Source organism: Pseudomonas marginalis (genome assembly GCF_001645105.1).
GTDB classification, from domain to species: Bacteria; Pseudomonadota; Gammaproteobacteria; order Pseudomonadales; family Pseudomonadaceae; genus Aquipseudomonas; species Aquipseudomonas petroselini.
In genome coordinates, this window is record NZ_LKEG01000056.1 from 1 (window position 1) to 23,444 (window position 23,444).

At 59.9% G+C, this 23,444-nt stretch carries 27 protein-coding genes, 4 tRNA genes and 1 pseudogene; 13 read left to right on the plus strand and 19 right to left on the minus strand.

The genetic code is table 11. The annotated features are described in order from the left end of the window. Window positions 1-244 (minus strand): DUF6957 family protein (locus tag AO064_RS31090; RefSeq protein WP_082893989.1); only part of this gene is annotated, 244 nt, incomplete at its 3' end. Window positions 245-401: 157 nt separating this feature from the next. Between AO064_RS31090 and AO064_RS26770 the strand changes: the two genes are divergently transcribed. Together AO064_RS26770 and AO064_RS26775 are read left to right on the plus strand one after the other, a co-directional pair. Beyond that, window positions 402-863 (plus strand): helix-turn-helix domain-containing protein, encoded by a 462-nt coding sequence (locus AO064_RS26770; protein WP_064055131.1) that lies wholly within the window; start codon window positions 402-404, stop codon window positions 861-863. A gap of 421 nt (window positions 864-1,284) precedes the next feature. Next, window positions 1,285-1,626, plus strand: a pseudogene (locus AO064_RS26775) (endonuclease); the annotation flags it as partial. Window positions 1,627-1,657: 31 nt separating this feature from the next. Here the strand turns inward: AO064_RS26775 and AO064_RS26780 are convergent. After that, window positions 1,658-2,023, minus strand: a complete 366-nt coding sequence (locus AO064_RS26780; protein ID WP_043205649.1) for a hypothetical protein — start codon at window positions 2,021-2,023, stop codon at window positions 1,658-1,660. A gap of 262 nt (window positions 2,024-2,285) precedes the next feature. Between AO064_RS26780 and csrA the strand changes: the two genes are divergently transcribed. The 3 genes from csrA to AO064_RS26795 all read left to right on the plus strand — a co-directional run bounded on the left by csrA (window position 2,286) and on the right by AO064_RS26795 (window position 3,331). Beyond that, window positions 2,286-2,480: a carbon storage regulator CsrA gene (gene csrA, locus AO064_RS26785; RefSeq protein ID WP_003192511.1), complete on the plus strand. Its 195-nt coding sequence runs from the start codon at window positions 2,286-2,288 to the stop codon at window positions 2,478-2,480. Window positions 2,481-2,691: 211 nt separating this feature from the next. Continuing rightward, window positions 2,692-2,943 (plus strand): hypothetical protein, encoded by a 252-nt coding sequence (locus AO064_RS31410; protein ID WP_015884950.1) that lies wholly within the window; start codon window positions 2,692-2,694, stop codon window positions 2,941-2,943. A 94-nt stretch (window positions 2,944-3,037) separates the two neighbouring features. Continuing rightward, on the plus strand, window positions 3,038-3,331 hold the full coding sequence (locus AO064_RS26795; RefSeq protein WP_015884951.1) for a hypothetical protein: 294 nt from the start codon (window positions 3,038-3,040) through the stop codon (window positions 3,329-3,331). Between the two features lie 19 nt (window positions 3,332-3,350). Here AO064_RS26795 and AO064_RS26800 read toward each other — a convergent pair whose 3' ends face one another. Beyond that, the gene (locus AO064_RS26800) at window positions 3,351-4,028 is read right to left on the minus strand and encodes an HAD family hydrolase (protein ID WP_064055132.1); all 678 of its coding nucleotides are present in this window, start codon (window positions 4,026-4,028) and stop codon (window positions 3,351-3,353) included. Window positions 4,029-4,234: 206 nt separating this feature from the next. On the opposite strand from AO064_RS26800, the gene AO064_RS26805 reads away from it, so the two are divergent. From AO064_RS26805 to AO064_RS26825, 5 genes are all read left to right on the plus strand, one after another. Continuing rightward, a complete protein-coding gene (locus tag AO064_RS26805) occupies window positions 4,235-5,011 on the plus strand; it encodes an alpha/beta fold hydrolase (RefSeq protein WP_064055133.1) in 777 nt (258 codons plus the stop codon). Window positions 5,012-5,125: 114 nt separating this feature from the next. Continuing rightward, window positions 5,126-5,371, plus strand: a complete 246-nt coding sequence (locus AO064_RS26810; RefSeq protein WP_046035329.1) for a DUF2790 domain-containing protein — start codon at window positions 5,126-5,128, stop codon at window positions 5,369-5,371. A 42-nt stretch (window positions 5,372-5,413) separates the two neighbouring features. Then, window positions 5,414-6,085 carry a heavy metal response regulator transcription factor gene (locus AO064_RS26815; RefSeq protein ID WP_015884955.1) on the plus strand — a complete coding sequence of 224 codons (672 nt, stop codon included), beginning with the start codon at window positions 5,414-5,416 and terminating at the stop codon, window positions 6,083-6,085. After that, complete coding sequence (locus tag AO064_RS26820) at window positions 6,082-7,488, plus strand: heavy metal sensor histidine kinase (RefSeq protein WP_064055134.1); 1,407 nt, start codon at window positions 6,082-6,084, stop codon at window positions 7,486-7,488. Before AO064_RS26815 ends, AO064_RS26820 begins: the two co-directional genes overlap by 4 nt. Before the next feature lie 123 nt (window positions 7,489-7,611). Continuing rightward, the gene (locus tag AO064_RS26825) at window positions 7,612-7,836 is read left to right on the plus strand and encodes a hypothetical protein (protein WP_064055135.1); all 225 of its coding nucleotides are present in this window, start codon (window positions 7,612-7,614) and stop codon (window positions 7,834-7,836) included. Window positions 7,837-7,851: 15 nt separating this feature from the next. On the opposite strand, the gene pcp is transcribed toward AO064_RS26825, so the two are convergent. Genes pcp through AO064_RS26840 form a run of 3 tightly spaced genes read right to left on the minus strand, consistent with a single transcriptional unit; the run spans window position 7,852 to window position 10,164 of the window. After that, entirely contained in the window at window positions 7,852-8,493 is a 642-nt protein-coding gene (gene pcp / locus AO064_RS26830; RefSeq protein ID WP_064055136.1) for a pyroglutamyl-peptidase I, read from the minus strand. A gap of 7 nt (window positions 8,494-8,500) precedes the next feature. Further along, on the minus strand, window positions 8,501-9,451 hold the full coding sequence (locus AO064_RS26835) for a DUF979 domain-containing protein (protein WP_015884959.1): 951 nt from the start codon (window positions 9,449-9,451) through the stop codon (window positions 8,501-8,503). After that, window positions 9,448-10,164, minus strand: coding sequence for a DUF969 domain-containing protein (locus AO064_RS26840; RefSeq protein ID WP_015884960.1), 717 nt, complete (start codon window positions 10,162-10,164; stop codon window positions 9,448-9,450). Before AO064_RS26840 ends, AO064_RS26835 begins: the two co-directional genes overlap by 4 nt. Before the next feature lie 340 nt (window positions 10,165-10,504). On the opposite strand from AO064_RS26840, the gene AO064_RS26845 reads away from it, so the two are divergent. Both AO064_RS26845 and AO064_RS26850 read left to right on the plus strand, forming a co-directional pair. Further along, on the plus strand, window positions 10,505-11,050 hold the full coding sequence (locus AO064_RS26845; protein ID WP_015884961.1) for a DUF4410 domain-containing protein: 546 nt from the start codon (window positions 10,505-10,507) through the stop codon (window positions 11,048-11,050). A gap of 184 nt (window positions 11,051-11,234) precedes the next feature. Beyond that, on the plus strand, window positions 11,235-12,665 hold the full coding sequence (locus AO064_RS26850) for a DHA2 family efflux MFS transporter permease subunit (protein WP_082893990.1): 1,431 nt from the start codon (window positions 11,235-11,237) through the stop codon (window positions 12,663-12,665). A gap of 30 nt (window positions 12,666-12,695) precedes the next feature. Here the strand turns inward: AO064_RS26850 and AO064_RS26855 are convergent, their stop codons facing one another. Beyond that, window positions 12,696-12,890 (minus strand): hypothetical protein, encoded by a 195-nt coding sequence (locus tag AO064_RS26855; protein ID WP_043205656.1) that lies wholly within the window; start codon window positions 12,888-12,890, stop codon window positions 12,696-12,698. Window positions 12,891-13,003: 113 nt separating this feature from the next. Then, a tRNA-Val gene (locus AO064_RS26860) sits at window positions 13,004-13,080 on the minus strand. 184 nt (window positions 13,081-13,264) lie between these two features. On the opposite strand from AO064_RS26860, the gene AO064_RS26865 reads away from it, so the two are divergent. Next, entirely contained in the window at window positions 13,265-14,548 is a 1,284-nt protein-coding gene (locus AO064_RS26865; RefSeq protein ID WP_064055137.1) for an NAD(P)/FAD-dependent oxidoreductase, read from the plus strand. Between the two features lie 173 nt (window positions 14,549-14,721). Here the strand turns inward: AO064_RS26865 and AO064_RS26870 are convergent. The 11 genes from AO064_RS26870 to AO064_RS26920 form a co-directional block, all read right to left on the minus strand. Further along, window positions 14,722-14,798, minus strand: a tRNA-Asp gene (locus tag AO064_RS26870). Between the two features lie 105 nt (window positions 14,799-14,903). Then, window positions 14,904-14,980: transfer RNA gene (locus AO064_RS26875), tRNA-Asp, on the minus strand. A 54-nt stretch (window positions 14,981-15,034) separates the two neighbouring features. After that, window positions 15,035-15,110 (minus strand) — tRNA-Val (locus AO064_RS26880). A gap of 107 nt (window positions 15,111-15,217) precedes the next feature. Next, window positions 15,218-15,982 (minus strand): SDR family oxidoreductase, encoded by a 765-nt coding sequence (locus AO064_RS26885; protein ID WP_064055138.1) that lies wholly within the window; start codon window positions 15,980-15,982, stop codon window positions 15,218-15,220. An 11-nt stretch (window positions 15,983-15,993) separates the two neighbouring features. Next, complete coding sequence (locus AO064_RS26890; protein WP_014719150.1) at window positions 15,994-17,205, minus strand: O-succinylhomoserine sulfhydrylase; 1,212 nt, start codon at window positions 17,203-17,205, stop codon at window positions 15,994-15,996. A 65-nt stretch (window positions 17,206-17,270) separates the two neighbouring features. Further along, window positions 17,271-18,776 carry an amidophosphoribosyltransferase gene (gene purF, locus AO064_RS26895; protein ID WP_015884965.1) on the minus strand — a complete coding sequence of 502 codons (1,506 nt, stop codon included), beginning with the start codon at window positions 18,774-18,776 and terminating at the stop codon, window positions 17,271-17,273. A 41-nt stretch (window positions 18,777-18,817) separates the two neighbouring features. Continuing rightward, entirely contained in the window at window positions 18,818-19,375 is a 558-nt protein-coding gene (locus tag AO064_RS26900) for a CvpA family protein (protein ID WP_015884966.1), read from the minus strand. Between the two features lie 257 nt (window positions 19,376-19,632). Continuing rightward, entirely contained in the window at window positions 19,633-20,295 is a 663-nt protein-coding gene (locus AO064_RS26905; RefSeq protein ID WP_043205659.1) for an SPOR domain-containing protein, read from the minus strand. Next, the gene (folC, locus tag AO064_RS26910; RefSeq protein WP_064055139.1) at window positions 20,279-21,586 is read right to left on the minus strand and encodes a bifunctional tetrahydrofolate synthase/dihydrofolate synthase; all 1,308 of its coding nucleotides are present in this window, start codon (window positions 21,584-21,586) and stop codon (window positions 20,279-20,281) included. Before folC ends, AO064_RS26905 begins: the two co-directional genes overlap by 17 nt. Continuing rightward, window positions 21,583-22,503 (minus strand): acetyl-CoA carboxylase, carboxyltransferase subunit beta, encoded by a 921-nt coding sequence (accD, locus tag AO064_RS26915; protein ID WP_015884968.1) that lies wholly within the window; start codon window positions 22,501-22,503, stop codon window positions 21,583-21,585. The genes folC and accD overlap by 4 nt, the downstream gene beginning before the upstream one ends. 244 nt (window positions 22,504-22,747) lie before the next feature. Next, window positions 22,748-23,380 (minus strand): phosphoribosylanthranilate isomerase, encoded by a 633-nt coding sequence (locus AO064_RS26920; protein WP_064055140.1) that lies wholly within the window; start codon window positions 23,378-23,380, stop codon window positions 22,748-22,750. Window positions 23,381-23,444 lie beyond the last annotated feature (64 nt).

The window sequence follows — 23,444 nt, forward strand, 5'->3', positions numbered from 1 at the left end:
CCCAGTGGCCAGGTTCAAAACGTCTCTGCTCGTCATCCACGACCTTGTGGGCAAACATAAACATTGGTTGGCAGCCTGCGGCGGCTACTTTGGCTCGCTCTTCGTCGGTGACGATGGCATCTAGGACGATCCACTCCTCGACGGCGCATAGGGGCATCCATTTGTAGCGATTTCTGGCCAAAGCGATGGCTTCATCAAGGGGGAGCTCGGAACCTCGCAGCTCAATGCCCTCCTGCCCCAGCAATCCATTCTCCTTGGGACTAACCACCCACCACCGCCTATCTCGACAATATTCGTAAATTAAAGCGCCTTCAGGAGCAAAGCGCCACCAATACAAATATATATGTTTGTGTGGCTATAGGCAAACACGGCATACCGTCTGCTTTTATGGGGATCATTGGATGTCTCTGCGCCACTCCTACGCGGCAGTGCTTCGACTGCTACGCACTCAGAAAGGGCTGCTCCAGGCAAACCTCGCTGGCTCACTGACTCAAGCAAACATAAGTAGCCTCGAACTCGCCAAGAATTCAGCCACAGTCGATATGAGTGTTCAGATCGCTGCTGCCCTCAAAGTAGAGCCCATCACCCTTCTCTCACTTGCTGTCGCATCTCACGAAAAACGCACAGTGCGTGAGGTTCTCCTGGCTTCTCTGGCAGAAGTCGAAACCTTGGGTCTCGCAGACGTGCAACTGCCCACCGAACCTCAGCCTTTGACAACAGCAGTGGTCAAAGAGGCCCGCAAAAAATGGCTGGCGGTTCAGGATCTGAAAGCACGAGGATTCAGTCAGTCGCAGGCCGCAAAGGAGCTCGGAATTCCGGGTTCCACCTTGCGCCGGCTTTGGAATCGAAAATCTGACGGCTGAGTTTCTGTTTGTTAAATGATGGTGGTGGTGAAATCAGTAGCCGCTTCACCATCATTTCCTCAGGAACGAATAGGGGCATCGTCAGGTTGCGTCGACCGAAACTCGCATTCTCATCAGGTGGAATTGGGGACATTTTCAGGCGACGTAGGCAGGGTTCGCCTAGAGAAATCTGTGCGGACGGAGTGGAAAGCTCTGGCAGAGATATGAACAGATGAGGGAGTCGGATGGGCTCATTTTTGAACGGACGTACATCCGGATCCGAATACAGCCCTACCGTTCGTCGGATATAAATTCGGCTGCGCTGAAGGGTCAAAATGTCAACGTTGACAAGATTTTGGTGATTTAAATGACACGTTAACCCCGACTAAAACCGTTGATTTTACTAGGTTTTAAGTATTCTCAGTAAAAATGTCAATGCGGTGTCTTATCGGATAATCAGGTCAACGGTGACCGTAACAACTTCAGTTTTGGCTGGCTGCCGGTGCAAAGCGGGCAGTACGGTTCATGCCTGACCCAAGTGGACTTCAAGGCCAAGAAGGTGATGCCACGCCCTTCCATTCGGGGAATGATCGCTCGCACGTATTTCTACATGAGCAAGCAGTACGGCTTGCGCCTGTCAAAACAGGATCGCCAGTTGTACGAAGCCTGGAACAAGACCTACCCGGTGCAGGCCTGGGAGCGCCAGCGCAACCAGACCGTGGCGTGTGTGATGGGGCGTGGCAATGAGTTTGTCGGCCCGGTGAACCTGAAAGCCTGCGGTTGAACGTGGGCGGGACTTGCGCCCCGCCAGGCCGTTACTGCGCGGTTTTATGCTCAACGACCTCTGAGATCGTGTCTGTTTTCTTGGCGCGCGCCATCTTCTCGTTGAGCAGCGTCTGCTTGGCCTCAGCCTCAGCCTTGGTTGCGAACGGCCCCAGGAGGACTTCGTCCTTGCCGTCCACTTTCACGATGTAGAAATTGAAACCGTGCTCCAGCAACCAGGCCGTCAGGTCGGTGATCGCCTGTAACTTGTGGTCAGGCGGGCCTACCCACACGTCCCATTCCTGGGCGGCAATCGCACCGGTCTGGGGCTGGCTTTCAGTCACGGCAGGCTTGGCCTTGGGCGCCTCGACGCTTTTGCCTTCACCGCAACCGGCCAATGCCAACACCGCAATTGCCATCGCTACTTTACGCACTGCCCTGCTCCTTAAAAGATAAAGAGGCGACTTTATCATTCACTGTCTATTCTGGCCGTCATAAACATTGGCTTAAACAATGCGAATGATGTATCGCAGACCTGTATGATGCCGCCATGGGAATTAATGTCGCCTCTATGCGTCCTAAAAGAGGCAGTCACAGGGAAGCGCTTAGCAGTAAGCTACACACATCCGACACCTGCCCTGTCTGAAACATGTGTCCTTAAAAGTAATCAAGGAGAAGTCCATGCTTATACTCACCCGCAAAGTTGGTGAAAGCATAAACATCGGTGATGACATCACGATCACCATCCTGGGCGTCAGCGGCCAGCAAGTACGAATCGGCATCAACGCACCCAAGGATGTTGCCGTGCATCGCGAGGAGATCTACCAGCGCATCCAGGCTGGCCTGACCGCTCCGGACAAAAACCAGACGCCTTGAAGCCCCCTCAGTAGCCAGCCCTTTCGTTCACTGTAACGGCTGGCGAAAACGCCTTCGGACTGATCTTGTGTTGTTGCGTGATTGACCTCGCCGATGTGTTCATCTTCATGGAAAGATGAAACTGTCTTCACGCCTGGAACTTGTTGTTTCATTTACAGCCGAATCTCCTGACTGACACCCCCGCCATTCGTGTGCATTCAGGAGCACGTCGATGAGGCCTACGAACGCACCACCATTTGCCTACAGGTCTTGGATGATCGCCTTATTGATAGGGCTGGCCTTCCTCGGACTGGCTTATGCCTTAAGGTGTGCAATAGAAGACACGGGTTCTGCCGAACCCCACTCCTGGCTGGACCTGACGCTGATGCTCTGCGGGTACCTGTTCCTGTTTTGTCTCAAGCCCATCCAGAAGACCGTGCAGCGTAGATTGTGTCGACGGACTAATGGACAAACGACACGCTGAAGCGTCGTTCTCCGTAATTAGATCGCCGGTATTTACAGCGCCGCAACAGCACCTATGCTTGGGCGTGCCCCCTCCGTAAAAGGCGCGCAAGCAGATGGACACCCTGAGTAAATCCCAAATCGAATCGGCACTGGCAGCCCGCCTGCCCAGCTATCAAGTGACCTGCACGTTGCACGCCGACGGGACTCTTTCAGCCGTGCTCAGCGGCCCGGAAACCGACCATTTCGCAATTACCGGAATCGTGCGCGCGCATTATCGTGGTGCCGAAGCGATTGCGCGGCTGGCGAATGAAATCCTCAGGGAGATGGTGCTGTCACGCCAGGGCATTAGGAATAACCGAATGCAACCCCCCGACCCAGCCAGCCTGGAACAAGGCCGAGACCGGTAACGGGCTCGGCCTTTTCGTATCAGCCCACCGCGTTCTGGACGTACAACAAGCCTTGCGCGTCGCGCTGTACGTTTAGCTGCGCGTAACTGTCAATCGAAGGATGTTCGGTAACCATCGGCGTGTGATGCGTCGACGTCACGACCATCACGTCCGCCCCCGCCGCTTCTCCCGCACGAATGCCCACCGTCGCATCTTCAAATACCAGGCACTCCCGCACCGGTACACCCAAACGTTGCGCACCCAGCACGTAACAGTCGGGGTTCGGCTTGCCGATGGCCACATCTTCGGCCGTGACCAGCACCGCCGGCGGCGCAATGCCCGCCGCTTGCAGTCGACGCAACGCCAATTCCCGGGGTGCAGAGGTGACCAGCGCCCATTGGTCACCCGGCAAGCTGCTCAGAAACGCGACGGCACCGGGAATCGCTACAACCCCCTCGACATCATTGAGTTCAGCCTCGGTAATCCATTGCGCCTCAACCTCGGGGTCGACGCCAGGCAGTGCCTGACGCGTGATGGTGTCAATCGCGCGGGCACCGTGAATGGTCTTCAAAAACGCTGCCACCTCCAGGCCATGGCGTTCAGCCCAGATGCTCCACACCCGCTCGGCGGCGGCGATGGAGTTGAGCAAAGTCCCATCCATATCAAACAGAAAGGCACGGTAACGGCGGTTGAATACGGCGGGACCTCGGATCGACACTGTGCGGTTCCTCATAGGCGGTGACAAATGATGAGCCCGGTGCAATCTACGGATCACGTCGGTGCTTGTAAACGCTACCGACATCGATTGCATTACAGGTTTGTAATCAAGCTGTAAGTCTTGTCGGCACCCTCACTTCATACAGTGGAGTCGTCAGTCGCCCTCACCGGATGACGCCACTTCCTACTGATGAAAAGGGGTACCCCATGAAACCTGCAAGCAAACTCTGCCTGATCGCCGCCAGCCTGCTGATGCTGGGCACGGCACTGGCCGGCACTGTCGCGTCGGTCAACGCCAATAACGTAGTGCTGGTGCACGGTTCCTGGGCTGACGGCTCGAGTTGGTCCGAGGTGATCACCCGCCTCCAGGCCGCCGGCCTGCACGTCACCGCCGTGCAGAACCCGCTGACCTCGGTGGCCGACGATGTCGCCGCCACCAAACGTGTGCTGGACCAACAGGACGGCCCTACCGTGCTGGTCGGCCATTCCTACGCCGGTACGGTAGTAAGCGATGCCGGAGTCGACCCGAAAGTCAGCGCCCTGGTGTACGTGGCCGCCCGCGCACCGGACGCCAATGAAGACTTCGTCGCGCTCTACGCCCAGTACCCGAGCATGCCGGTGCGGGCTGGCGTTGAAGATCACGACGGCTACCTCACCTTGAGCCAGGACGCCTTCCTCAAGTACTTCGCCGCCGATGTACCGCAGGCCAAGGCCCTGGCGTTGTACGCCGTGCAGCAACCCATCACCAAGACCCTGTTCAGCGGGCGCACCGTCAATGCTGCCTGGCACACCAAGCCGTCCTGGTATGCGGTGTCGGCGAATGACCAGACGATCAACCCGGACCTCGAGCGCTTCCTCGCCAAGCGCATGAACGCCACGACCATCGAGTTGCCGTCGAGCCACTTGTCGCTGGTGTCCCACGCCAAGGAAATCACCGACCTGATCCTCGAAGCCTCTGGCCGCCCGCCCGAAGCCCTGCATTAAAAAACACTGCATTACAAACTTGTCATCCTCCTGTTGGTTGGCTGTTCGAGGCGCCTGGTTACTGTGAATTCACCGCCACGAACCGGCGGCCACCCCTTTAAAAGAGAGACCACCATGAAACTGTTTATCCTCGGCTTTGCCGCGTTACTCGCTACCGGCTCCGTACTGGCTGCTGAACCGGTGATCCACGACAAAACCGGCTTCTTCGTACACCTGGACGTGGCCAAAGTGTTGTCGAGCACCGACACCTACGGCCAATGCGGCATCGTCCCGGCGCGACTCGACTATCTGGACAGCCAAGGCCGCGAGCACGTGCTGGACTACCAGGTCCAAGGCATCGGTTGCGCCAGTGACAATTGATCGCGCTACACTTGCGCCACGCACTGAGACAGGGCACTTCCCATGAACATTCTCGTCGTCGAAGACGAACCCAAGGCCGGCAATTACCTGCTCAACGGCCTGCAGGAACTGGGCTACTCCGTCAGCCTCGCCCGCGACGGTGTAGACGGCTTGCACCAAGCCCTGGAAACGCCGTTCGACGTCATCGTGCTGGATGTGATGATGCCGAAAATGGACGGCTGGGAAGTGCTGCGCCGTCTGCGCAAGGAAGCCGACACGCCGGTACTTTTTCTGACGGCCCGCGACGACATCGCTGACCGTATCAAGGGCCTGGAACTGGGCGCCGATGACTACTTGATCAAGCCCTTTTCCTTCGCTGAACTGGTAGCACGCTTGCGCACCCTGACCCGCCGCGGGCCAAGCCGCGAAGAGGAGCAGTTGCAGATCGCCGACCTGCAAATCGACGTGCTGAAGCGTCGCGTCACCCGCGCCGGCACCCGCATCACCTTGACCAACAAAGAGTTCGCCTTGCTGCATCTGTTCGCGACTCACCAGGACCAGGTGCTCTCCCGCTCGCTGATCGCATCGCGGGTGTGGGACATGAATTTCGACAGCGACACCAACGTGGTAGACGTGGCCGTGCGGCGCCTGCGCTTGAAAATCGACGACCCTTTCCAGCTCAAGCTGATCCACAGCGTGCGTGGCATCGGCTACCGTTTCGATACCCAACCATGAATAAGCGCCGTCACTACTCCCTGACCCTGCGCTTGGCGTTAATCTTCGCCCTGCTCGCCTTCGCGCTGCTGGCGACCTTGGGCGTGGCGCTGTACCGCGAGCTGGAGCGGGAGTTGATCATGCGTGACGACGCAGCCTTGATCAACCGCATCGATCAATTGCGCAACCTGCTCAATGACAGCAATACCCTGGACCTGATCAAAACCAAGCCGGAACTGTTCCAGAACATGCTGGGCAACCGCGAGTCGGTACTGAGGATTGTCGCACCGGGGCAAAAGCCGCTGCTGACGGTCAACCCTGGCAATATCGAACTGCCATCCGTGCCTCCGGTCCCCAAGAACCACGCACTGACGTTCGCCGACGTGCACCATTTTCCCAGCATCAATGGCGTGCCCTTCGCCACCGTCGCGGCCTCCATCGACTCCGGCGACCTGGGCAGCCTGCAAGTCACTACGGGGCGCCTGATGACCGAGCGCACCGCCGTGCTCGCCAGCTATCGCTTGAGCGTTTATATCCTGGCGAGCATGGCCGCAATCATCCTGGCCGTGGTGGGTTACCTGCTGGTTCATCGCGGGCTTTTGCCATTGCGCCGTCTGGCCCGACACGCCCAAGGCATCGGCGTCGGTAACCTCGCCGAACGCCTCGACAGCCACGACGCACCGAAAGAACTGCTGCCGATGATCGACTCGTTCAACACCATGCTCGAGCGCCTGGCCAAGGGTTTCGTTCAATTGGGCCAGGTGTCCACCGACATGGCCCACGAACTGCGCACGCCCATCAACAATCTGCTGGGAGAAACCCAGGTCGCGCTGCAACAGAGCCGTAGCATCGAGAGCTATCAGCAACTGCTGGCATCTAATGTCGAAGAACTTGAACGCCTGGCGCGGATGCTCGACAACATGCTGTTCCTGGCCAGGACCGACCCGGCCAGCGCGCTGCGCCAGCGTCAGGAGCTGAGTGCAGCGGATGAGGTAGAACGCATCGCCGACTACTTTGAAGGTTTGGCGGGTGATGCGCAGATCAGCATTCACGCCGAAGGTGAAGGGGTGATCTGGGCGGAGCCGATGCTGCTGCGCAGGGCCCTGGCAAACCTGTGCGCCAACGCCATTAAATATGGTGCGCCGTGTACTGAACTGGTGATCCAGGCGGTGCCCAATGCCGAAGGCATTCACCTGAGGGTCAGCAATCGAGGCGAAACCATTGCAGCCGAGCACCTGCCGCGACTGTTCGAACGGTTTTACCGAGTAGATGAGTCACGGGAACGCTCGGCTCAGTCCAACGGATTGGGCTTGTCGATTGTGGCGACCATCATGCAGCTGCATAACGGACGGTACAGTGTGAGCAGTGAAGCGGGGGTCACGTGCTTTGAGCTGTTCTTTCCACGGCGGGAGGACTCGCCGTAGAAGGCTGGTGTTATTTTGCAAAGGTTTGCCTCTTAACGTTGGACTCACGCCACACTACGCTCGCTTCTCAAGCACATTCTGGCTCAAGGCTGAGCCTGCAACAGCGAACATGGAGATTCAGGAATGGAAATACGATTGGGTGTACTGGAAAAGGGGCTGGCTGAGATGAAAGAGAAGCTGATCACCGTTTCGGGCCGGGCAGACTCCATGGATAAGCACTTCGCTTCCAAGGCAGACCTGGCAACCACTGAACTGAACCTTATCAAGTGGTACGTGGCAACCGCATTCGCAATGACAGGCCTGGCTTGCGCCATCACCTTCGGGCTCACCCGACTGTTTGCCGGTTGAGACGCGTCGGGCCGGTCAGCTGACCTGCCCGCCCGCTTCTTTCGCATCCACCGGTGTTTGCCACGCCGCCAGTACGGCGGCGTGCAATCCGGCGACCATTGTCTCCAGCGCCATCGAGGGCCGCTGCGAACCCATCACCTGCTCCGGCAGATACGGTACATGGATAAACCCACTGCGTACGGCCGTCGCGGCCAAAGCATGCTGCAATAAATAAAACACCTGATTACACACAAACGTGCCGGCCGTCTGCGATACCGAGGCGGCAATCCCCGCCCCGCGCACGGCCCTGACCATCGCCTTGATCGGCAGGGTCGTGAAATAGGCCGCCGGGCCGTCAGGCGCCACCGCCGTATCAATCGGTTGCTCGCCCAGGTTATCGGGAATGCGTGCATCGTTGACATTGATCGCCACCCGTTCGATGGAAATATCGCTCCGCCCCGGCCCCAGGCCGGTAGCAATCACCATCTCCGGATGCAATTCGTCGATCAACTGGGCCAGGCGCGCGCCCGCCGTGGCAAACGCGCAGGGCAGTCGACGCGCAATAATTTGCACATCATCAGCCAGTTGCACCCCCTCCAATTGGCGCACCGCCTCCCAGGACGGATTCACCGGGTCTTGATCAAAGGGCTCGAAACCCGTCAGCAGTACAATTCGCATCTCGGCCTCACATCAACAGATAAAGCAGCACAATATTGACCACCAGCATCATCAGCGCGGTCGGCAGTTGGGCCTTGATCACCGCGTTCTTGTCGGGCAGTTCGAGCAACGCCGCCGGAACGATATTGAAGTTGGCCGCCATAGGGGTCATCAGGGTACCGCAGTAGCCGGAGAACATGCCGATGGCTGCCATCACTGCTGGATTGCCGCCGTAGATACCCACCAGCACCGGCACGCCGACACCGCCGGTCATCACCGGGAAAGCCGCGAAACCATTACCCATGATCACTGTAAACAACGCCATGCCCAGCACGTAGACCATCACCGCCACTAACTTGAAATCCAAGTTGATATAGGTCGTGGTCACATGCGCGACAGCCGTACCAACGCCGGCCTCGTTAAACAGCAAGCCAAGCATCGCCAACATTTGCGGAAGCACCATGGCCCAGCCCAGGGCTTCTGTCAGGCGCCGGGATTCGCGCAAGGCTTGCACCGGCGTATCGCGGGTCAGCCAGCAGGCCAGGCCAAGGGCGATCAGGCAGCCGATACCGAGGGAGACGAAGGTGGTGTTTTTCGGGTCCAACAGCGGTACGCCACCGATCTCGGTGTGCTTGAGCACTACCGAGCCGATCACCGTGGTCAGCGGAATGGCCAGCGCCGGGATAAACAGCTTGTGACCCAGCCGACCGGCACTGGCACGGGACGCCTTGTCATGCAGCTCGACATGCGTGCCACGGCCGACACCGCCTAAACCTGCGATCAACGCCATCACCACTACGCCAGCGCCAATGACCACCGACGGCAGGCGCTCCCCCACCAGGAATGGAATGGCGAACAACAGCCAGAACAAAGCAGTGGACCAGCGTTTAGGGTGGGTCCTGTCCAACAGGATCATACCCGCCGTGATCAACAGCAAAACCCCGGCCAGCCAGTACAGGTATTGAATGGAAATGATCATTGCGCGGCCTCCACAGCCGTGGCGGCCGGCGTCATCTCACGGGTCAACCGTCGGTCGAACCGATGCAGGCGAATGGCATGGATGATGAAAGCGCAGATCGCCGTAGGAATACCCCATACCGCAATATGCAGCGGCTCCACATCAATTCCCGAGCCGAGCAGGAAGGTGTGCATCAACGCGATCGCACCAAAGGCGACAAAAATATCTTCACCAAAAAACAGGCCGACGTTGTCCGTCGCGGCGCACATGGCCAGCACCTTGTGACGCAGTTTGTCCGGCAGTTTGCCGTAGCGCTTTTCCGCCGCACCCTCGGCCATCGGTGCCAGCAGCGGACGCACCATCTGCGGGTGCCCGCCCAGGCTGGTCAAGCCCATGGCCGCCGTGGATTCACGCACAAACAGATAGATGATCAACAAGCGCCCCACGGTGGCGCGCTCGAACCGTGCAATCCAGTTCTGCGCATGCAGGCGCAACCCATGGCGCTCCAGCAGGCCGATGACCGCCAGGGGCAATAACAGAATCAATTGCAGGGCACGGGTCTGAAGGAAGCCATCGCCCATGGTGGCGAGGATTTTTTCCAGCGGAAAATGGGCGGCAAGCCCGGTGGCGATAGCGGCGGCGGTGACCACCAACAGCGGGTTGAAGCGCAAAACGAAGCCAACCACGATCACAAGTACGCCGATCAACGGCCATAAGTTCACAACAGTTTGCATGGCGGTGAGGTCCTTAAGTGCGCGCTGCGGCGCCATTACAGCAGGATGTGAACAAAGGGTTCACAGCAGGAAGTGGCGTGCAGTCGGCTCGGTTTTTTATTGTTGACCCGAAAGGGTGAGCGTCAGTGGCGGCAACTTTGCTGCCTGAGAGCGGGAGGTGTCCAACAAGAAAAGTTGTTGCTGCGAACCAATAAATTTTGTGGGCGATTGAAGCGCGCGCATGTAACGAGATGTGGACAGACCAGCAGGGATTCGCGCATCTTAGCGCCGCCTGTTTTATGAGGCGTGCGCCTCAAATCAGCACACGCCTCCCCATTACTGCTGTGGATATGGAAATTCTATGAAAACCCAAAAGGTCCTGATCGCTCTCTCCTGCGCTGTGGCGTTGTCCATGCTGGGCGGATGTGCCGCCAAGGTCAAAAGCGGCGGCAGCGTCGCACTGGCCATCCCGGAAGCCGCCAAGCAAAACCTGGTGGTCAGCATCAAAGGCGATAGCCAGGTCGAGCAAAACCCGGACTGGAACCTACTGACCCGTGACTGGAACAACGCACTCCAGGTGGAAGCCCGCCAGGCAGGTTTCAACGTCACGCCAAGTGCCTCGGTGACGCCGAGTGGCGAAGAGGGTGTCGGCATCAGCATCAATGTGAGCAAGTTCCGTTACATCGAACCGGGCTCGCGGTACGTCGCCGGTGCGCTGGTCGGCAACGCCTGGGTGTTCTCCCGCGCCGACTACTCAGACCTGAAGACTGGCGCGCCCATTGGCTCGCGTACCTACGACACGTCATCGTCCGCCTGGGAAGGGATTGCCTCGGCCATGACACAGAAGCAAGTACAGGCCATTGCCAAGCAGATGATCAGCGACATCAAGAACGCCAAGGCCAAGTAAGCCGTCACCGAGCGCGCATGTCTCGAATGTATCGGGAAGCACATCGGTTTGGCGTACAGGCGGCTTGAAGGGGTGGTGGTCGTTGAACCGGTGTTGCTGCAGATTTTCCTCGGAGATAGCGGCTGAGACGGCCACCCGGTATTGTCAGGCCCAAGCGACCTTCACTGAACAAGGGCCTGCATCGGTGACTACACCCCCTTCAGATACCCGCGCCGACACCGGTCTCAGCGTACAAACCCGCCTGATTGCCTTGGTGGTCGCCGTGACCTTCTTCATGGAAAACCTCGATGCCACGGTGATAGCTACCGCCCTGCCGACCATGGCATCGGCCTTCGGCGTGACGCCGGTCGACATGAACATCGGCATCACCGCCTACCTACTCGCCGTGGCGATCTTCATACCGCTGTCCAGCTGGATCGCCGACCGATTTGGGGCGCGCCGGGTATTTGCCGGTGCGATCATCGTCTTTACCCTCGCGTCACTGCTTTGCGGCCTGAGCCAGAACCTTGAGATGTTCGTGTTTGCCCGCGTCCTGCAAGGCATCGGTGGCGCGCTGATGGTGCCTGTGGGGCGTTTGGCGGTGCTGCGCAATACCGACAAAAAAGACTTGGTAAAAATGATCGCGATCATCACCTGGCCAGGGCTGGTCGCACCGATTCTGGGTCCATTGGCAGGTGGGTTGATCGTCACCCATGCCTCGTGGCCGTGGATCTTCTACGTGAACCTGCCCTTAGGCGCATTGGCATTGATCGCCGCGCTGTGGTTGGTGCCTGAAGGCCGCGAGGCCAGCGTACGCAAGTTCGACGCCAAGGGCTTTGTGCTGCTGGCAGGCGCCTGCGTGGCGCTGCTCGGCGGGCTGGAATGGCTGGGCAGCCAAGCTGGCGAAATGCTCATCCCTGGTGTCGGGCTGGTGGCGGCAGGCCTGCTGCTGTCGGTGTGGGCAGTGCACCATTGCCGGCATTACCCCGATTCGTTGTTGCCGCTGGAAACCCTCTCCATCAATACCTTCCGCGTCAGCATCTACGGCGGCTCACTGTTCCGCCTGGCCATCAGTGCCCTGCCCTTCCTGCTGCCGTTGCTGTTCCAGGTCGCCTTCGGCTTATCGCCAATGGACGCGGGTCTGTTGGTGCTGGCGGTATTCGCCGGTAACCTGGTGATGAAGCCATTTACCACGACCCTCATGCAGCGCTTCGGGTTTCGCAAGGTGCTGATGCTCAATGGGGTGATCGGGGTGGTGTCAATTGCTGCCTGCGCCTTGTTCACGGCGCAGACGCCATTGGCAGTGATTGCAGCGGTGTTGTTCGTCGGCGGCCTGTCACGCTCGATGCAGTTCACCTGCTACAACTCGATTGGCTTCGCCGACGTGCCGAAAGCGCGGATGAGCGAAGCGTCGGCGTTGTTCAGCATGTCGTTCCAACTGGCCATGAGCATGGGCGTAACGGTGGCGGCCTTGTTGTTGCGCGCGTCCATGAGCGTGCAGGGGCATGACGTTCAAGCCCAGGTCACGGATTTTCGGGTAGCGTTTGTCGGGGTCGCCGTGTTGGGGATGTTGGCGCTGGTGGACGTGTATCGGTTACCGGCGCAGGCGGGGGAAAGCGTGTTGACGCGACGTTGAGTGAGCCAACTCGGTGGGTGGCGCTGTGCTTCAACGTTTATCCTGAACCTCAGGCGGCCAGGCGCTGAAGAAAAAAATCACCGCTGGAATCATCACATAGAGCCAGCGGTTGCTTGGATACGCAACCAGTCCGATGATCCACATAATCAATAAAGCACCGCCTGCTCCTCGACGGCGCTTCGGCGTAAACCACGCCCGGAACGATTCAAGTTTTTTACTCGCCATGACCATCTTCCTTTTTGATTGGCGCTTGCAAACGTTTTTCAAATCACAAGCAACAAAAAAGGGCCCACCTTTCGGTGAGCCCTTCTAGACCGCCCAGCAGAGCGGATTTTGTTTGGTAGGCGCGATTGGACTCGAACCAACGACCCCCACCATGTCAAGGTGGTGCTCTAACCAACTGAGCTACGTGCCTGCTGTGAGGCGGCATTTTACGGAATTCCGGAGGGGTGTCAACATCTTTTTTGCAGCTAACCCTATGAATATGCGAATTTTTTATTTGCGTGGAGCACACCTGCGGATTTCGGGTGGCTGGCAGGCAATTTTCAACTCAGGTAGGATCGGCGCACTCGTAAAAAATATAAAACAGAGGTTGCAGGATGGCGAACACCCCCTACCCCCAGTCGTATTACGCCGCTTCCGCGAATGCCGTTCCACCTCGCCCCGTGCTGCAAGGCGAAGTCGAAACCGATGTGTGCGTGATTGGCGCCGGCTACACCGGTCTTTCCAGTGCGTTGTTCCTGCTGGAGAACGGTTTTCGCGTAACGGTGCTGGAAGCCGCCAAGGTGGGTTTTGGCGCCTCGGGCCGCAACGGCGGGCAGATCGTCAACAGCTACAGCCGTGATATCGATGTGATCGAACGCAGCGTCGGGCCCAAACAGGCACAACTGCTGGGGGAGATGGCGTTTGAGGGCGGCAGGATCATCCGCGAGCGGGTGGCCAAGTATCAGATCCAATGCGACCTGAAGGACGGCGGTGTGTTCGCCGCGCTCAACAGCAAGCACATGGGCCACCTGGAGTCACAGAAGCGCCTGTGGGAGCGCTACGGCCACACGCAACTGGAGTTGCTGGACGAGCGCCGTATCCGCGAAGTAGTGGCGTGTGACAACTATGTGGGCGGTTTGCTGGACATGAGTGGCGGGCACATCCATCCCCTCAACCTGGCTCTCGGCGAAGCGGCAGCCGTGGAGTCTCTGGGCGGTACGATCTACGAGCAATCGGCAGCGGTGCGAATCGAGCGCGGCGCCAACCCGGTGGTGCACACCGCCGAAGGCAAGGTCAGGGCCAAGTTCATCATCGTCGCAGGCAATGCCTACCTGGGCAATCTCGTTCCGGAGCTGGCGGCCAAGTCGATGCCGTGCGGCACACAAGTGATCACCACCGCCCCCTTGGGCGACGAACTGGCAAAAACGCTGCTGCCGCAGGACTACTGCGTCGAAGACTGCAACTACCTGCTCGACTACTACCGCCTCACCAACGATAAGCGCCTGATCTTCGGCGGTGGCGTGGTGTATGGCGCGCGCGACCCGGCGAACATCGAGGCGATCATCCGGCCGAAGATGCTCAAGGCGTTTCCGCAGCTCAAGGACGTAAAGATTGACTACGCCTGGACCGGCAACTTCCTGCTGACCCTGTCGCGCTTGCCGCAGGTGGGTCGCCTGGGCGACAACATCTACTATTCACAGGGCTGCAGTGGTCATGGCGTAACGTATACGCACCTGGCGGGCAAGGTACTGGCGGAGGCACTCAGAGGCCAGGCAGAGCGCTTTGATGCGTTTGCCGACCTGCCGCACTATCCGTTCCCGGGCGGGCAACTGCTGCGCACCCCGTTCGCGGCGTTGGGGGCCTGGTATTACGGGCTGCGAGATAAACTGGGGTTTTGAGCCAACTCAATCGTGGGAGCGCACTTGCTCCCACCGTTTGATGGAGGCGCACCCCGAGCCAAATCGCAGACACAAAAAACCCCGGTCTTTCGACCAGGGTCTTTGCTATCGGATCAAAGTAGCCAACGGCTTTCTTTGTGCTTCAAGGCGTTCAGTGGGCCTTGAGGCAGATATGGCGCAGCGGACGGGACTCGAACCCGCGACCCCCGGCGTGACAGGCCGGTATTCTAACCGACTGAACTACCGCTGCGTATCGCTTGACCAGCTGAGCTCAAAGCCTCAACCGTCTTTAAACATCTGACCGATCAGCCTTGGCTGTTCGATCTCAAGCCCGACGAATCGAACCTGGAAAATATGGCGCAGCGGACGGGACTCGAACCCGCGACCCCCGGCGTGACAGGCCGGTATTCTAACCGACTGAACTACCGCTGCGCNCGGTGCAACCTTTAACGTTGCGTCTTGCCCTGGGGCAAAACTCTCAAGAAGTGGTGGGTGATGACGGGATCGAACCGCCGACCCTCTGCTTGTAAGGCAGATGCTCTCCCAGCTGAGCTAATCACCCTTTGCTTCGTTGAGGCCGCGAAATTTACGCAGGTAGCGGACCTAAGTCAATAGCCCGCTTGAAGTTTTTCTGAAAAAGACAAAATGGCTTCAAGACGGCTATCCGCTCTACTCGCTGTAAATCATCTTCTTACTCATGCCACCGTCCACCACGAACTCTTGCCCGGTGACAAACCCCGCCTGACGCGACAGCAGCCACGCCACCATCGCCGCCACGTCCTCCACGGTGCCCACCCTGCCCGCCGGATGCTGGGCATGATCGGCGTCACTCAACGGCTCGGCACGACGCGCTGCAGGATCACGCGCATCGATCCAGCCAGGGCTGACCGCATTGACCCGCACTTCCGGCCCCAGGCTCATCGCCAAGGCATGCGTGAGGGCCAACAGGCCACCCTTGCTCGCCGCGTAGGCCTCGGTGTCCGGCTCCGACTGGCGAGCCCGGGTCGACGCCAGGTTGACGATGGCGCCACCATGAGCCCGCAGATACGGCGCACAGTGCTTGGCCAATAACATCGGCCCACTGAGGTTCACGGCCAGCACACGATTCCAGTAGGCCAGGTCCAGGCTTTCCAGGGTCATATTGCGCGGGTCCGCCACCGCTGCGTTGCAGACCAAGGCGTCCAGGCGCCCAAACTGCCCCAATACCTCGGCGACACCTTGGGCGACTTGCTTCTCGTCAGCCACGTCCATGCTGATAAACCAAGCATTCTCACCCAGCGCCTTGGACACCTTGGAACCGCGCTCGCGGTCCAGGTCGGTCAACACCACTTGCCAGCCTTCGCTGATCAGCCACGCGGCAATCCCGAGGCCTATGCCACGCGCCGCGCCCGTGACCAGCGCAACACGCCCGTTACTGGCGGCCGCAGCTTCCATGGACCACTCGATCACAAGGCAGCCAGCCCGCGAGCCAGGTCAGCTTGCAAGTCAGCCACGTCTTCGAGGCCGACCGCGATGCGGATCAGACTGTCACGGATACCCGCCGCCTCACGCTCCTGCGGCGCCAGGCGACCGTGGGACGTGGTGCTCGGGTGGGTAATGGTGGTCTTGCTATCCCCTAGATTGGCGGTGATAGAGATCAGGCGGGTCGCATCGATAAAGCGCCAGGCCCCGTCTTTGCCACCCTTCACTTCGAAGCTCACCACGGCGCCGAAACCTCGTTGCTGGCGCTGGGCCAACGCGTGTTGCGGGTGGCTCTTGAGGCCGGCGTAGTGCACCTTCTCGATACCGTCCTGCTGCTCCAGCCACTCGGCCAGCGCCTGGGCGTTGGCGCAATGGGCCTTCATGCGCAGGCTGAGGGTTTCCAGGCCTTTGAGGAAGATCCAGGCGTTGAACGGGCTCAAAGTCGGACCGGCCGTGCGCAGGAAGCCGACGACTTCTTTCATCTGCTCGCTGCGACCCGCAACCACACCGCCCATGCAACGACCCTGGCCGTCGATGAACTTGGTGGCCGAGTGCACGACGATGTCCGCGCCCAGCTTCAACGGCTGTTGCAGCGCCGGCGTGCAGAAGCAGTTGTCGACCACCAGCATGGCGCCCTTGGCGTGCGCCACTTCGGACAACGCCGCGATATCCACCAGCTCCGCCAATGGGTTGGAGGGCGACTCGACGAACAGCAGCTTGGTGTTGGCCTTGATCGCCGCCTCCCAGCCGGACAGGTCCGCCAGCGGCACGTAGTCCACTTCGATGCCGAAGCGCTTGAAATACTTCTCGAACAGGCTGATGGTCGAGCCGAACACGCTGCGCGACACCAGCACGTGGTCGCCGGCACTGCACAGGCTCATCACCACCGCCAGGATCGCCGCCATGCCAGTGGCCGTGGCCACTGCCTGCTCAGCACCTTCCAACGCCGCGATACGCTCTTCGAACGCGCGCACAGTCGGGTTGGTATAACGCGAATACACGTTGCCCGGTACTTCGCCAGCAAAGCGCGCAGCCGCATCGGCCGCCGTACGGAACACATAGCTGGAGGTGAAGAACATCGGGTCACCGTGCTCACCTTCCGGTGTGCGGTGCTGGCCGGCGCGCACAGCCAGGGTATCGAAAGCTACGCCATCGAGGTCGCTGTCCAACCGACCGGCATCCCATTCCTGACTCATGCTGCGACTCCTTACTCAATTCTTTATTTAAGATACAAAACCGGCCCCTCAGGGCCGGTGGTCACTCAGTTGTTGTACAGATCGATGATCGCACTGACCGCCTGGGTCTTGATCTTCGACGAGTCGTTACGCGCCTGCTCGATCTTGTTCAGGTAGGCCTCGTCGACGTCACCGGTCACGTATTTGCCGTCGAACACGGCGCAGTCGAACTGGTCGATCTTGATCTTGCCACCGCCGACCGCTTCGATCAGGTCCGGCAGGTCCTGGTAGATCAGCCAATCCGCGCCGATCAGGTCGGCAACGTCCTGGGTCGAACGGTTGTGAGCGATCAGTTCATGGGCGCTCGGCATGTCGATACCGTACACGTTCGGGTAACGCACGGCAGGCGCAGCGGAACAGAAGTACACGTTCTTCGCACCGGCTTCGCGGGCCATCTGGATGATCTGCTTGCAGGTGGTGCCACGCACGATGGAGTCATCCACCAGCATCACGTTCTTACCGCGAAACTCCAGCTCGATGGCGTTGAGCTTCTGGCGCACCGACTTCTTGCGCGCAGCCTGGCCCGGCATGATGAATGTCCGGCCGATGTAGCGGTTCTTCACGAAGCCTTCGCGGAACTTGACGCCCAGGTGGTTGGCCAGCTCCAGCGCAGCGGTGCGGCTGGTGTCCGGGATCGGGATCACCACGTCGATATCGTGCTCTGGACGCTCGCGCAGGATCTTCTCGGCCAGCTTCTCGCCCATGCGCAGACGTGCCTTGTACACCGAAACACCGTCAATGATCGAATCCGGACGCGCCAGGTAGACGTGTTCGAAGATGCACGGGGTGAGTTTCGGCGCCACGGCGCACTGGCGGGTGTGCAGCTTGCCATCTTCGGTGATGTACACCGCTTCACCCGGCGCGAGGTCGCGGATCAGGGTGAAGCCCAGCACGTCCAGGGATACGCTTTCGGAAGCGATCATGTACTCGACGCCTTCGTCGGTGTGACGCTGGCCGAACACGATCGGACGAATGCCGTGCGGGTCACGGAAGCCGACGATGCCATAACCCGTGACCATGGCCACTACGGCGTAGCCACCCACGCAACGGTTGTGCACGTCGGTGACGGCGGCGAACACGTCTTCTTCGGTCGGCTGCAGCTTGCCGCGCTGGGCCAGCTCGTGGGCGAACACGTTGAGCAGCACTTCAGAGTCGGAACTGGTGTTGACGTGGCGCAGGTCAGATTCGTAAATCTCCTTGGCCAGTTGTTCAACGTTGGTCAGGTTACCGTTGTGCGCCAAGGTGATGCCGTACGGCGAGTTGACGTAAAACGGTTGAGCTTCGGCCGATGTCGAGCTACCGGCAGTCGGGTAACGCACATGACCAATGCCCATGTGCCCGACCAGGCGCTGCATGTGACGCTGGTGGAACACGTCACGTACCAGACCATTATCCTTGCGCAGGAATAACCGGCCGTCGTGGCTGGTCACAATACCGGCAGCGTCCTGGCCGCGGTGCTGGAGGACGGTTAGCGCGTCATACAGCGCCTGATTGACGTTCGACTTACCGACGATACCGACGATGCCACACATGCGACGCAACCCCTACTTAATGAATCTTGACTGAACACAGCTTACTGAGGCGTTTTGGCCGGCAAGAGGTGTTCCTTGAACGGAAGATCAGCGGGTACGCTGATTCCGCTGGCCAGCCACTGACTGCTCCACCCCAGAATGAGGTTCTTGGACCAGTCTGCAACCAATAGAAATTTTGGCACGAGTACCGACTCCTGCCACCACGAATCCTGCTGTACCGGCCCCAGGCTCAACAGCCCGACCGCCACGACCACCAGCAACGCGCCACGCGCAGCGCCGAAAGCCATGCCGAGAAATCGATCGGTCCCAGAGAGGCCGGTGACACGTATCAACTCGCCAATAAGATAATTGACCATTGCTCCCACCAGCAGCGTGGCGATGAACATGATGGCGCAGCCCGCGATGACGCGAGCCGAAGGTGTCTCGATGTATCCGGCCAGGTAGACCGACAATGAACCGCCGAACATCCAGGCTACGACTCCTGCGATGATCCAGGTCAGCAACGACAATGCTTCTTTTACGAAGCCGCGGCTTAGACTGATCAAAGCGGAGATGGCGACGACTGCAACAATCGCCCAATCAACCCAGGTAAATGGCACGTTTGAGCCTACGGACGGATGAGGCGGCGCATTTTAGCAGAGCGCTGGGCTGTCGGTAAGCTGTGATTGCGGCTGCTTTGCAAATCAATAGTTTGTGGCGAGTGAATCCAATTTCAAGCACACCCTAAAACAACTGTGGGAGGAGACTTACCCCCGATAGCGGACTGCCAGCCAATACACACATGACTGATCCATCGCCATCGGGGGCAAGCCCCCTCCCACACTTGACTGCATTCCAAGCTCAAACCGCTGCGAAATCAGCCGCGCTCAGGCTGGAAACGGGTCACAAACCCCTTCAGGTTCTGCTGGCGATCCAGCAAGTCCCGCAGGCGATCCGCCTCGGCACGCTCGATCAGCGGCCCGATAAACACGCGGTTCTTGCCATCGGCGCTGCGGATATAGGCGTTATAGCCCTGGCTACGCAGCTTCTTCTGCAACGCGTCGGCGCCTTCGCGATTGCCCAGACTGGCCACCTGAATCGACCAACTGATCGGCAGACCATTCGGATCGATACGGCTCTGCCCCACCTCCGGCTTGCCCGGTGCGGCAGGTTGCGGCGCTACCGGCTTAGGTGCAGGCGCGGGCGCAGCCGGCTTGGCGGCGGCAACCGGCGCGGCGGGCGCCGGCTTGACCACTGGCACGCTGGGCTGCACCGGCATCGACGGTGCCTGCTGCGCGGCCACTTCATCATCGGTCGGCACGGGTTCTTCTTCCGGCAACGCCTGAGGCTCAGGCACCACCACCGGCTCAACCTGAACCTGCGGCACCGCCGGGGCTTGTGGCGCGGCCGGAGCCTCAACCACCACCTGACGCTCTTCGTCCTGGCGAGAAAACAGCATCGGCAGGAAAATCACCGCCAGCGCCACCAGAACCAAGGCTCCGACCATTCGCTGCTTGTATGCGCTATCCAGTAATGCCATGTGCAGCTTCCTCCGTGGAGCGCCGGGCCAACCACTCAAGCGCCTCGGCAACACAATAAAATGACCCGAACAACAGAATCTCATCATCGGGCGTGGCAATGGCGCACTGTGCTTCAAGGGCATCGGTCACGCTTGCATACGACGCCACCGCTGCACCAAGGTTCTGCAAGGCCACTTCCAGTTCAGCGGCCGGACGGCTGCGCGGGGTATCCAGCGGCGCCACGGCCCAGGCCTGGACATTGCCCAACAAGGGCGCAACCACACCTTCCAGATCCTTATCAGCCAGCAGACCAAAGACTGCAAGGCGACGACCGACCGGCGGCGTGCGGGACAGCCGCTGCGCCAGGTACTCGGCCGCATGGGGGTTATGCCCCACATCCAGCAGCAGGTTCAGGCGCTTGCCTTGCCATTCGAACTCACGGCGATCCAACCGCCCGACCACGCGCGTGGCCAACAAGGTGGTGGCAATCTGCTCGGCGTTCCACGGTAGGTCCAGCAACAGATAGGCCTGCAGCGCGAGTGCGGCGTTTTCCATCGGCAGGTTCAGCAACGGCAGATCGTGCAACGCTACAGCCTGGCCACGGGCATCGCGCCCACACCATTGCCAGTGCTGCTCACCGATCTCGAGGTTGAATTCGCGGCCGCGCAGGAAAAACGGGCAATCCAGCTCACGCACCTTATCCAGCAGGGTATGCGGCGGCTCCACGTCACCGCACAGCGCCGGCTTGCCCTGGCGGAAGATCCCGGCTTTTTCATAGGCCACGGATTCACGGGTATTGCCCAGGTAGTCGGCGTGGTCCACACCAATGCTGGTGACCAACGCCAGATCGGCATCCACCACGTTGACCGTGTCCAGACGCCCACCCAGGCCGACCTCCAGCACCACCACATCCAGTTGCGCACGCTCAAACAGCCAGAACGCCGCCAGGGTGCCCATCTCGAAGTAAGTCAGGGAAATCTCGCCCCGGCCCGCATCGAGTGCGGCGAAGGCTTCGCAGAGTTGCTCATCCGTGGCTTCGACGCCATTGAGCTGCACCCGCTCGTTGTAACGCAGCAGGTGCGGGGAATTGTAGACGCCGACTTTCAGCCCTTGGGCATGCAGCAGCGCCGCGACAAAGGCACAGGTAGAGCCTTTGCCGTTGGTACCGGTCACCGTGATCACGCGCGGTGCCGGGCGGCCTAACCCGAGGCGGGCCGCTACCTGTTGCGAGCGCTCCAGGCCCATGTCGATGGCGGACGGATGCAACTGCTCAAGGTAGGCGAGCCACTCGCCCAGGGTACGCTGGGTCATAGGTTCGCAGGCACCGGCGGCACAACGATCGGCTCAACTTTAGGCGCGACGTAGACGGGCGTCGGCAGGCCCATCATCTGTGCCAGCAGGTTGCCCAGGCGTGGACGCAGTTCACCGCGCGGGATGATTAGGTCGATCGCGCCGTGCTCCAGCAGGAACTCGCTGCGCTGGAAACCTTCCGGCAGTTTTTCACGTACGGTCTGCTCGATCACACGCGGGCCGGCAAAGCCGATCAGCGCCTTCGGCTCGCCGACGATCACGTCACCCAGCATCGCCAGGCTGGCGGAAACGCCGCCGTAGACCGGGTCGGTCAGCACGGAGATAAACGGGATGCCTTCTTCACGCAGACGCGCCAGTACCGCGGAGGTCTTGGCCATTTGCATCAGCGAGATCAGGGCTTCCTGCATACGCGCGCCACCGGAGGCGGCGAAGCAGATCATCGGGCAACGGTTTTCCAGGGCGTAGTTGGCGGCGCGCACAAAGCGCTCACCGACGATGGCACCCATGGAGCCGCCCATGAACGAGAACTCAAACGCCGACACCACGACAGGCATGCCCAGCAGCTTACCGCTGACGGAAATCAGCGCGTCTTTCTCACCGGTCTGCTTCTGCGCAGCGGTCAGGCGGTCCTTGTACTTCTTGCCGTCGCGGAACTTGAGACGGTCAACCGGCTCCAGGTCCGCGCCCAGCTCGCTACGGCCTTCGGCATCGAGGAAAATGTCGATGCGGGCGCGGGCGCCGATACGCATGTGGTGGTTGCACTTGGGGCAAACGTCCAGGGTCTTTTCCAGCTCCGGGCGGTACAGCACCGCGTCGCAGGATGGGCACTTGTGCCACAGACCTTCAGGAACCGAGCTTTTCTTCACCTCGGAACGCATGATCGAAGGGATCAGTTTGTCTACTAACCAGTTGCTCATGCTTTCTTTCTCCAGTACCGGTGGCTTGAACACAGCCCCGCGTATGCCCTTGAGCTAAATTCATATGTGGCGATGACACATGCTGGACGGGGTCAGACGTTCGACCGGCCTGTTCCCGCATGTATCCTCAGCCTTCCAGACAACCTGCCAGCGCAGGGTTGCCACTTCATTTCCGGGCCACCCACAGGCGGCGCCGGGCTGTTTTACACAGTGGTAGTTATGGACGGCGGCAGACTGCCAGCCGTCACATCGCACCGCTGCTGTTGCGCACGGCCTGCATGAACGCGCGAATCTTGCTGTGATCCTTGATGCCCTTGCCCTGCTCTACTCCACCGCTGACATCCACGGCATACGGTTGTACCTGCTCGATCGCCGCCCCGACATTCGTGGGGGTGAGCCCACCGGCCAGGATGATCGGCTTGCTCAATCCCGGGGGAATCAGCGACCAATCGAACGCCTCGCCGGTACCGCCGGGCACGCCTTCGACGTAGGTGTCCAGCAGGATCCCGCGAGCGCCACCGTAGGCGGCACACGCTGCCGCGATATCGTCCCCGGATTTGACGCGCAGTGCCTTGATATACGGGCGCTGATAGCTTTCACATTCGTCGGGTGTTTCGTCACCGTGGAACTGCAGCATATCCAGGGGCACGGCATCCAGGGTTTCGTTGAGTTCGCAGCGGCTGGCGTTGACGAACAAACCCACGGTGGTCACGAACGGCGGCAATGCGGCGATGATCGCCCGCGCCTGCAACACATTCACCGACCGCGGGCTCTTGGCGTAAAACACCAAACCAATGGCGTCCGCCCCCGCCTCGACTGCCGCCAGCGCGTCTTCTATGCGGGTAATCCCGCAAATCTTGCTGCGAACGGCTGACATGTCGTGAAAACCTCAGGGGTTGGGCCGAGAAAGTCCCGGATGGTAACAAAAGCTTTTCCGGGCG

Bases quoted from the DNA above. Each gene is read 5' to 3' on its own strand.
- AO064_RS26770 (WP_064055131.1), top strand. From the start codon at position 402: ATGTCTCTGCGCCACTCCTACGCGGCAGTGCTTCGACTGCTACGCACT.
- AO064_RS26780 (WP_043205649.1), bottom strand. From the start codon at position 2,023: ATGGCAATTGCGGTGTTGGCATTGGCCGGTTGCGGTGAAGGCAAAAGC.
- csrA (WP_003192511.1), top strand. From the start codon at position 2,286: ATGCTTATACTCACCCGCAAAGTTGGTGAAAGCATAAACATCGGTGAT.
- AO064_RS31410 (WP_015884950.1), top strand. From the start codon at position 2,692: ATGAGGCCTACGAACGCACCACCATTTGCCTACAGGTCTTGGATGATC.
- AO064_RS26795 (WP_015884951.1), top strand. From the start codon at position 3,038: ATGGACACCCTGAGTAAATCCCAAATCGAATCGGCACTGGCAGCCCGC.
- AO064_RS26805 (WP_064055133.1), top strand. From the start codon at position 4,235: ATGAAACCTGCAAGCAAACTCTGCCTGATCGCCGCCAGCCTGCTGATG.
- AO064_RS26810 (WP_046035329.1), top strand. From the start codon at position 5,126: ATGAAACTGTTTATCCTCGGCTTTGCCGCGTTACTCGCTACCGGCTCC.
- AO064_RS26815 (WP_015884955.1), top strand. From the start codon at position 5,414: ATGAACATTCTCGTCGTCGAAGACGAACCCAAGGCCGGCAATTACCTG.
- AO064_RS26820 (WP_064055134.1), top strand. From the start codon at position 6,082: ATGAATAAGCGCCGTCACTACTCCCTGACCCTGCGCTTGGCGTTAATC.
- AO064_RS26825 (WP_064055135.1), top strand. From the start codon at position 7,612: ATGGAAATACGATTGGGTGTACTGGAAAAGGGGCTGGCTGAGATGAAA.
- pcp (WP_064055136.1), bottom strand. From the start codon at position 8,493: ATGCGAATTGTACTGCTGACGGGTTTCGAGCCCTTTGATCAAGACCCG.
- AO064_RS26835 (WP_015884959.1), bottom strand. From the start codon at position 9,451: ATGATCATTTCCATTCAATACCTGTACTGGCTGGCCGGGGTTTTGCTG.
- AO064_RS26840 (WP_015884960.1), bottom strand. From the start codon at position 10,164: ATGCAAACTGTTGTGAACTTATGGCCGTTGATCGGCGTACTTGTGATC.
- AO064_RS26845 (WP_015884961.1), top strand. From the start codon at position 10,505: ATGAAAACCCAAAAGGTCCTGATCGCTCTCTCCTGCGCTGTGGCGTTG.
- AO064_RS26855 (WP_043205656.1), bottom strand. From the start codon at position 12,890: ATGGCGAGTAAAAAACTTGAATCGTTCCGGGCGTGGTTTACGCCGAAG.
- AO064_RS26865 (WP_064055137.1), top strand. From the start codon at position 13,265: ATGGCGAACACCCCCTACCCCCAGTCGTATTACGCCGCTTCCGCGAAT.
- AO064_RS26885 (WP_064055138.1), bottom strand. From the start codon at position 15,982: ATGGAAGCTGCGGCCGCCAGTAACGGGCGTGTTGCGCTGGTCACGGGC.
- AO064_RS26890 (WP_014719150.1), bottom strand. From the start codon at position 17,205: ATGAGTCAGGAATGGGATGCCGGTCGGTTGGACAGCGACCTCGATGGC.
- purF (WP_015884965.1), bottom strand. From the start codon at position 18,776: ATGTGTGGCATCGTCGGTATCGTCGGTAAGTCGAACGTCAATCAGGCG.
- AO064_RS26905 (WP_043205659.1), bottom strand. From the start codon at position 20,295: ATGGCATTACTGGATAGCGCATACAAGCAGCGAATGGTCGGAGCCTTG.
- folC (WP_064055139.1), bottom strand. From the start codon at position 21,586: ATGACCCAGCGTACCCTGGGCGAGTGGCTCGCCTACCTTGAGCAGTTG.
- accD (WP_015884968.1), bottom strand. From the start codon at position 22,503: ATGAGCAACTGGTTAGTAGACAAACTGATCCCTTCGATCATGCGTTCC.
- AO064_RS26920 (WP_064055140.1), bottom strand. From the start codon at position 23,380: ATGTCAGCCGTTCGCAGCAAGATTTGCGGGATTACCCGCATAGAAGAC.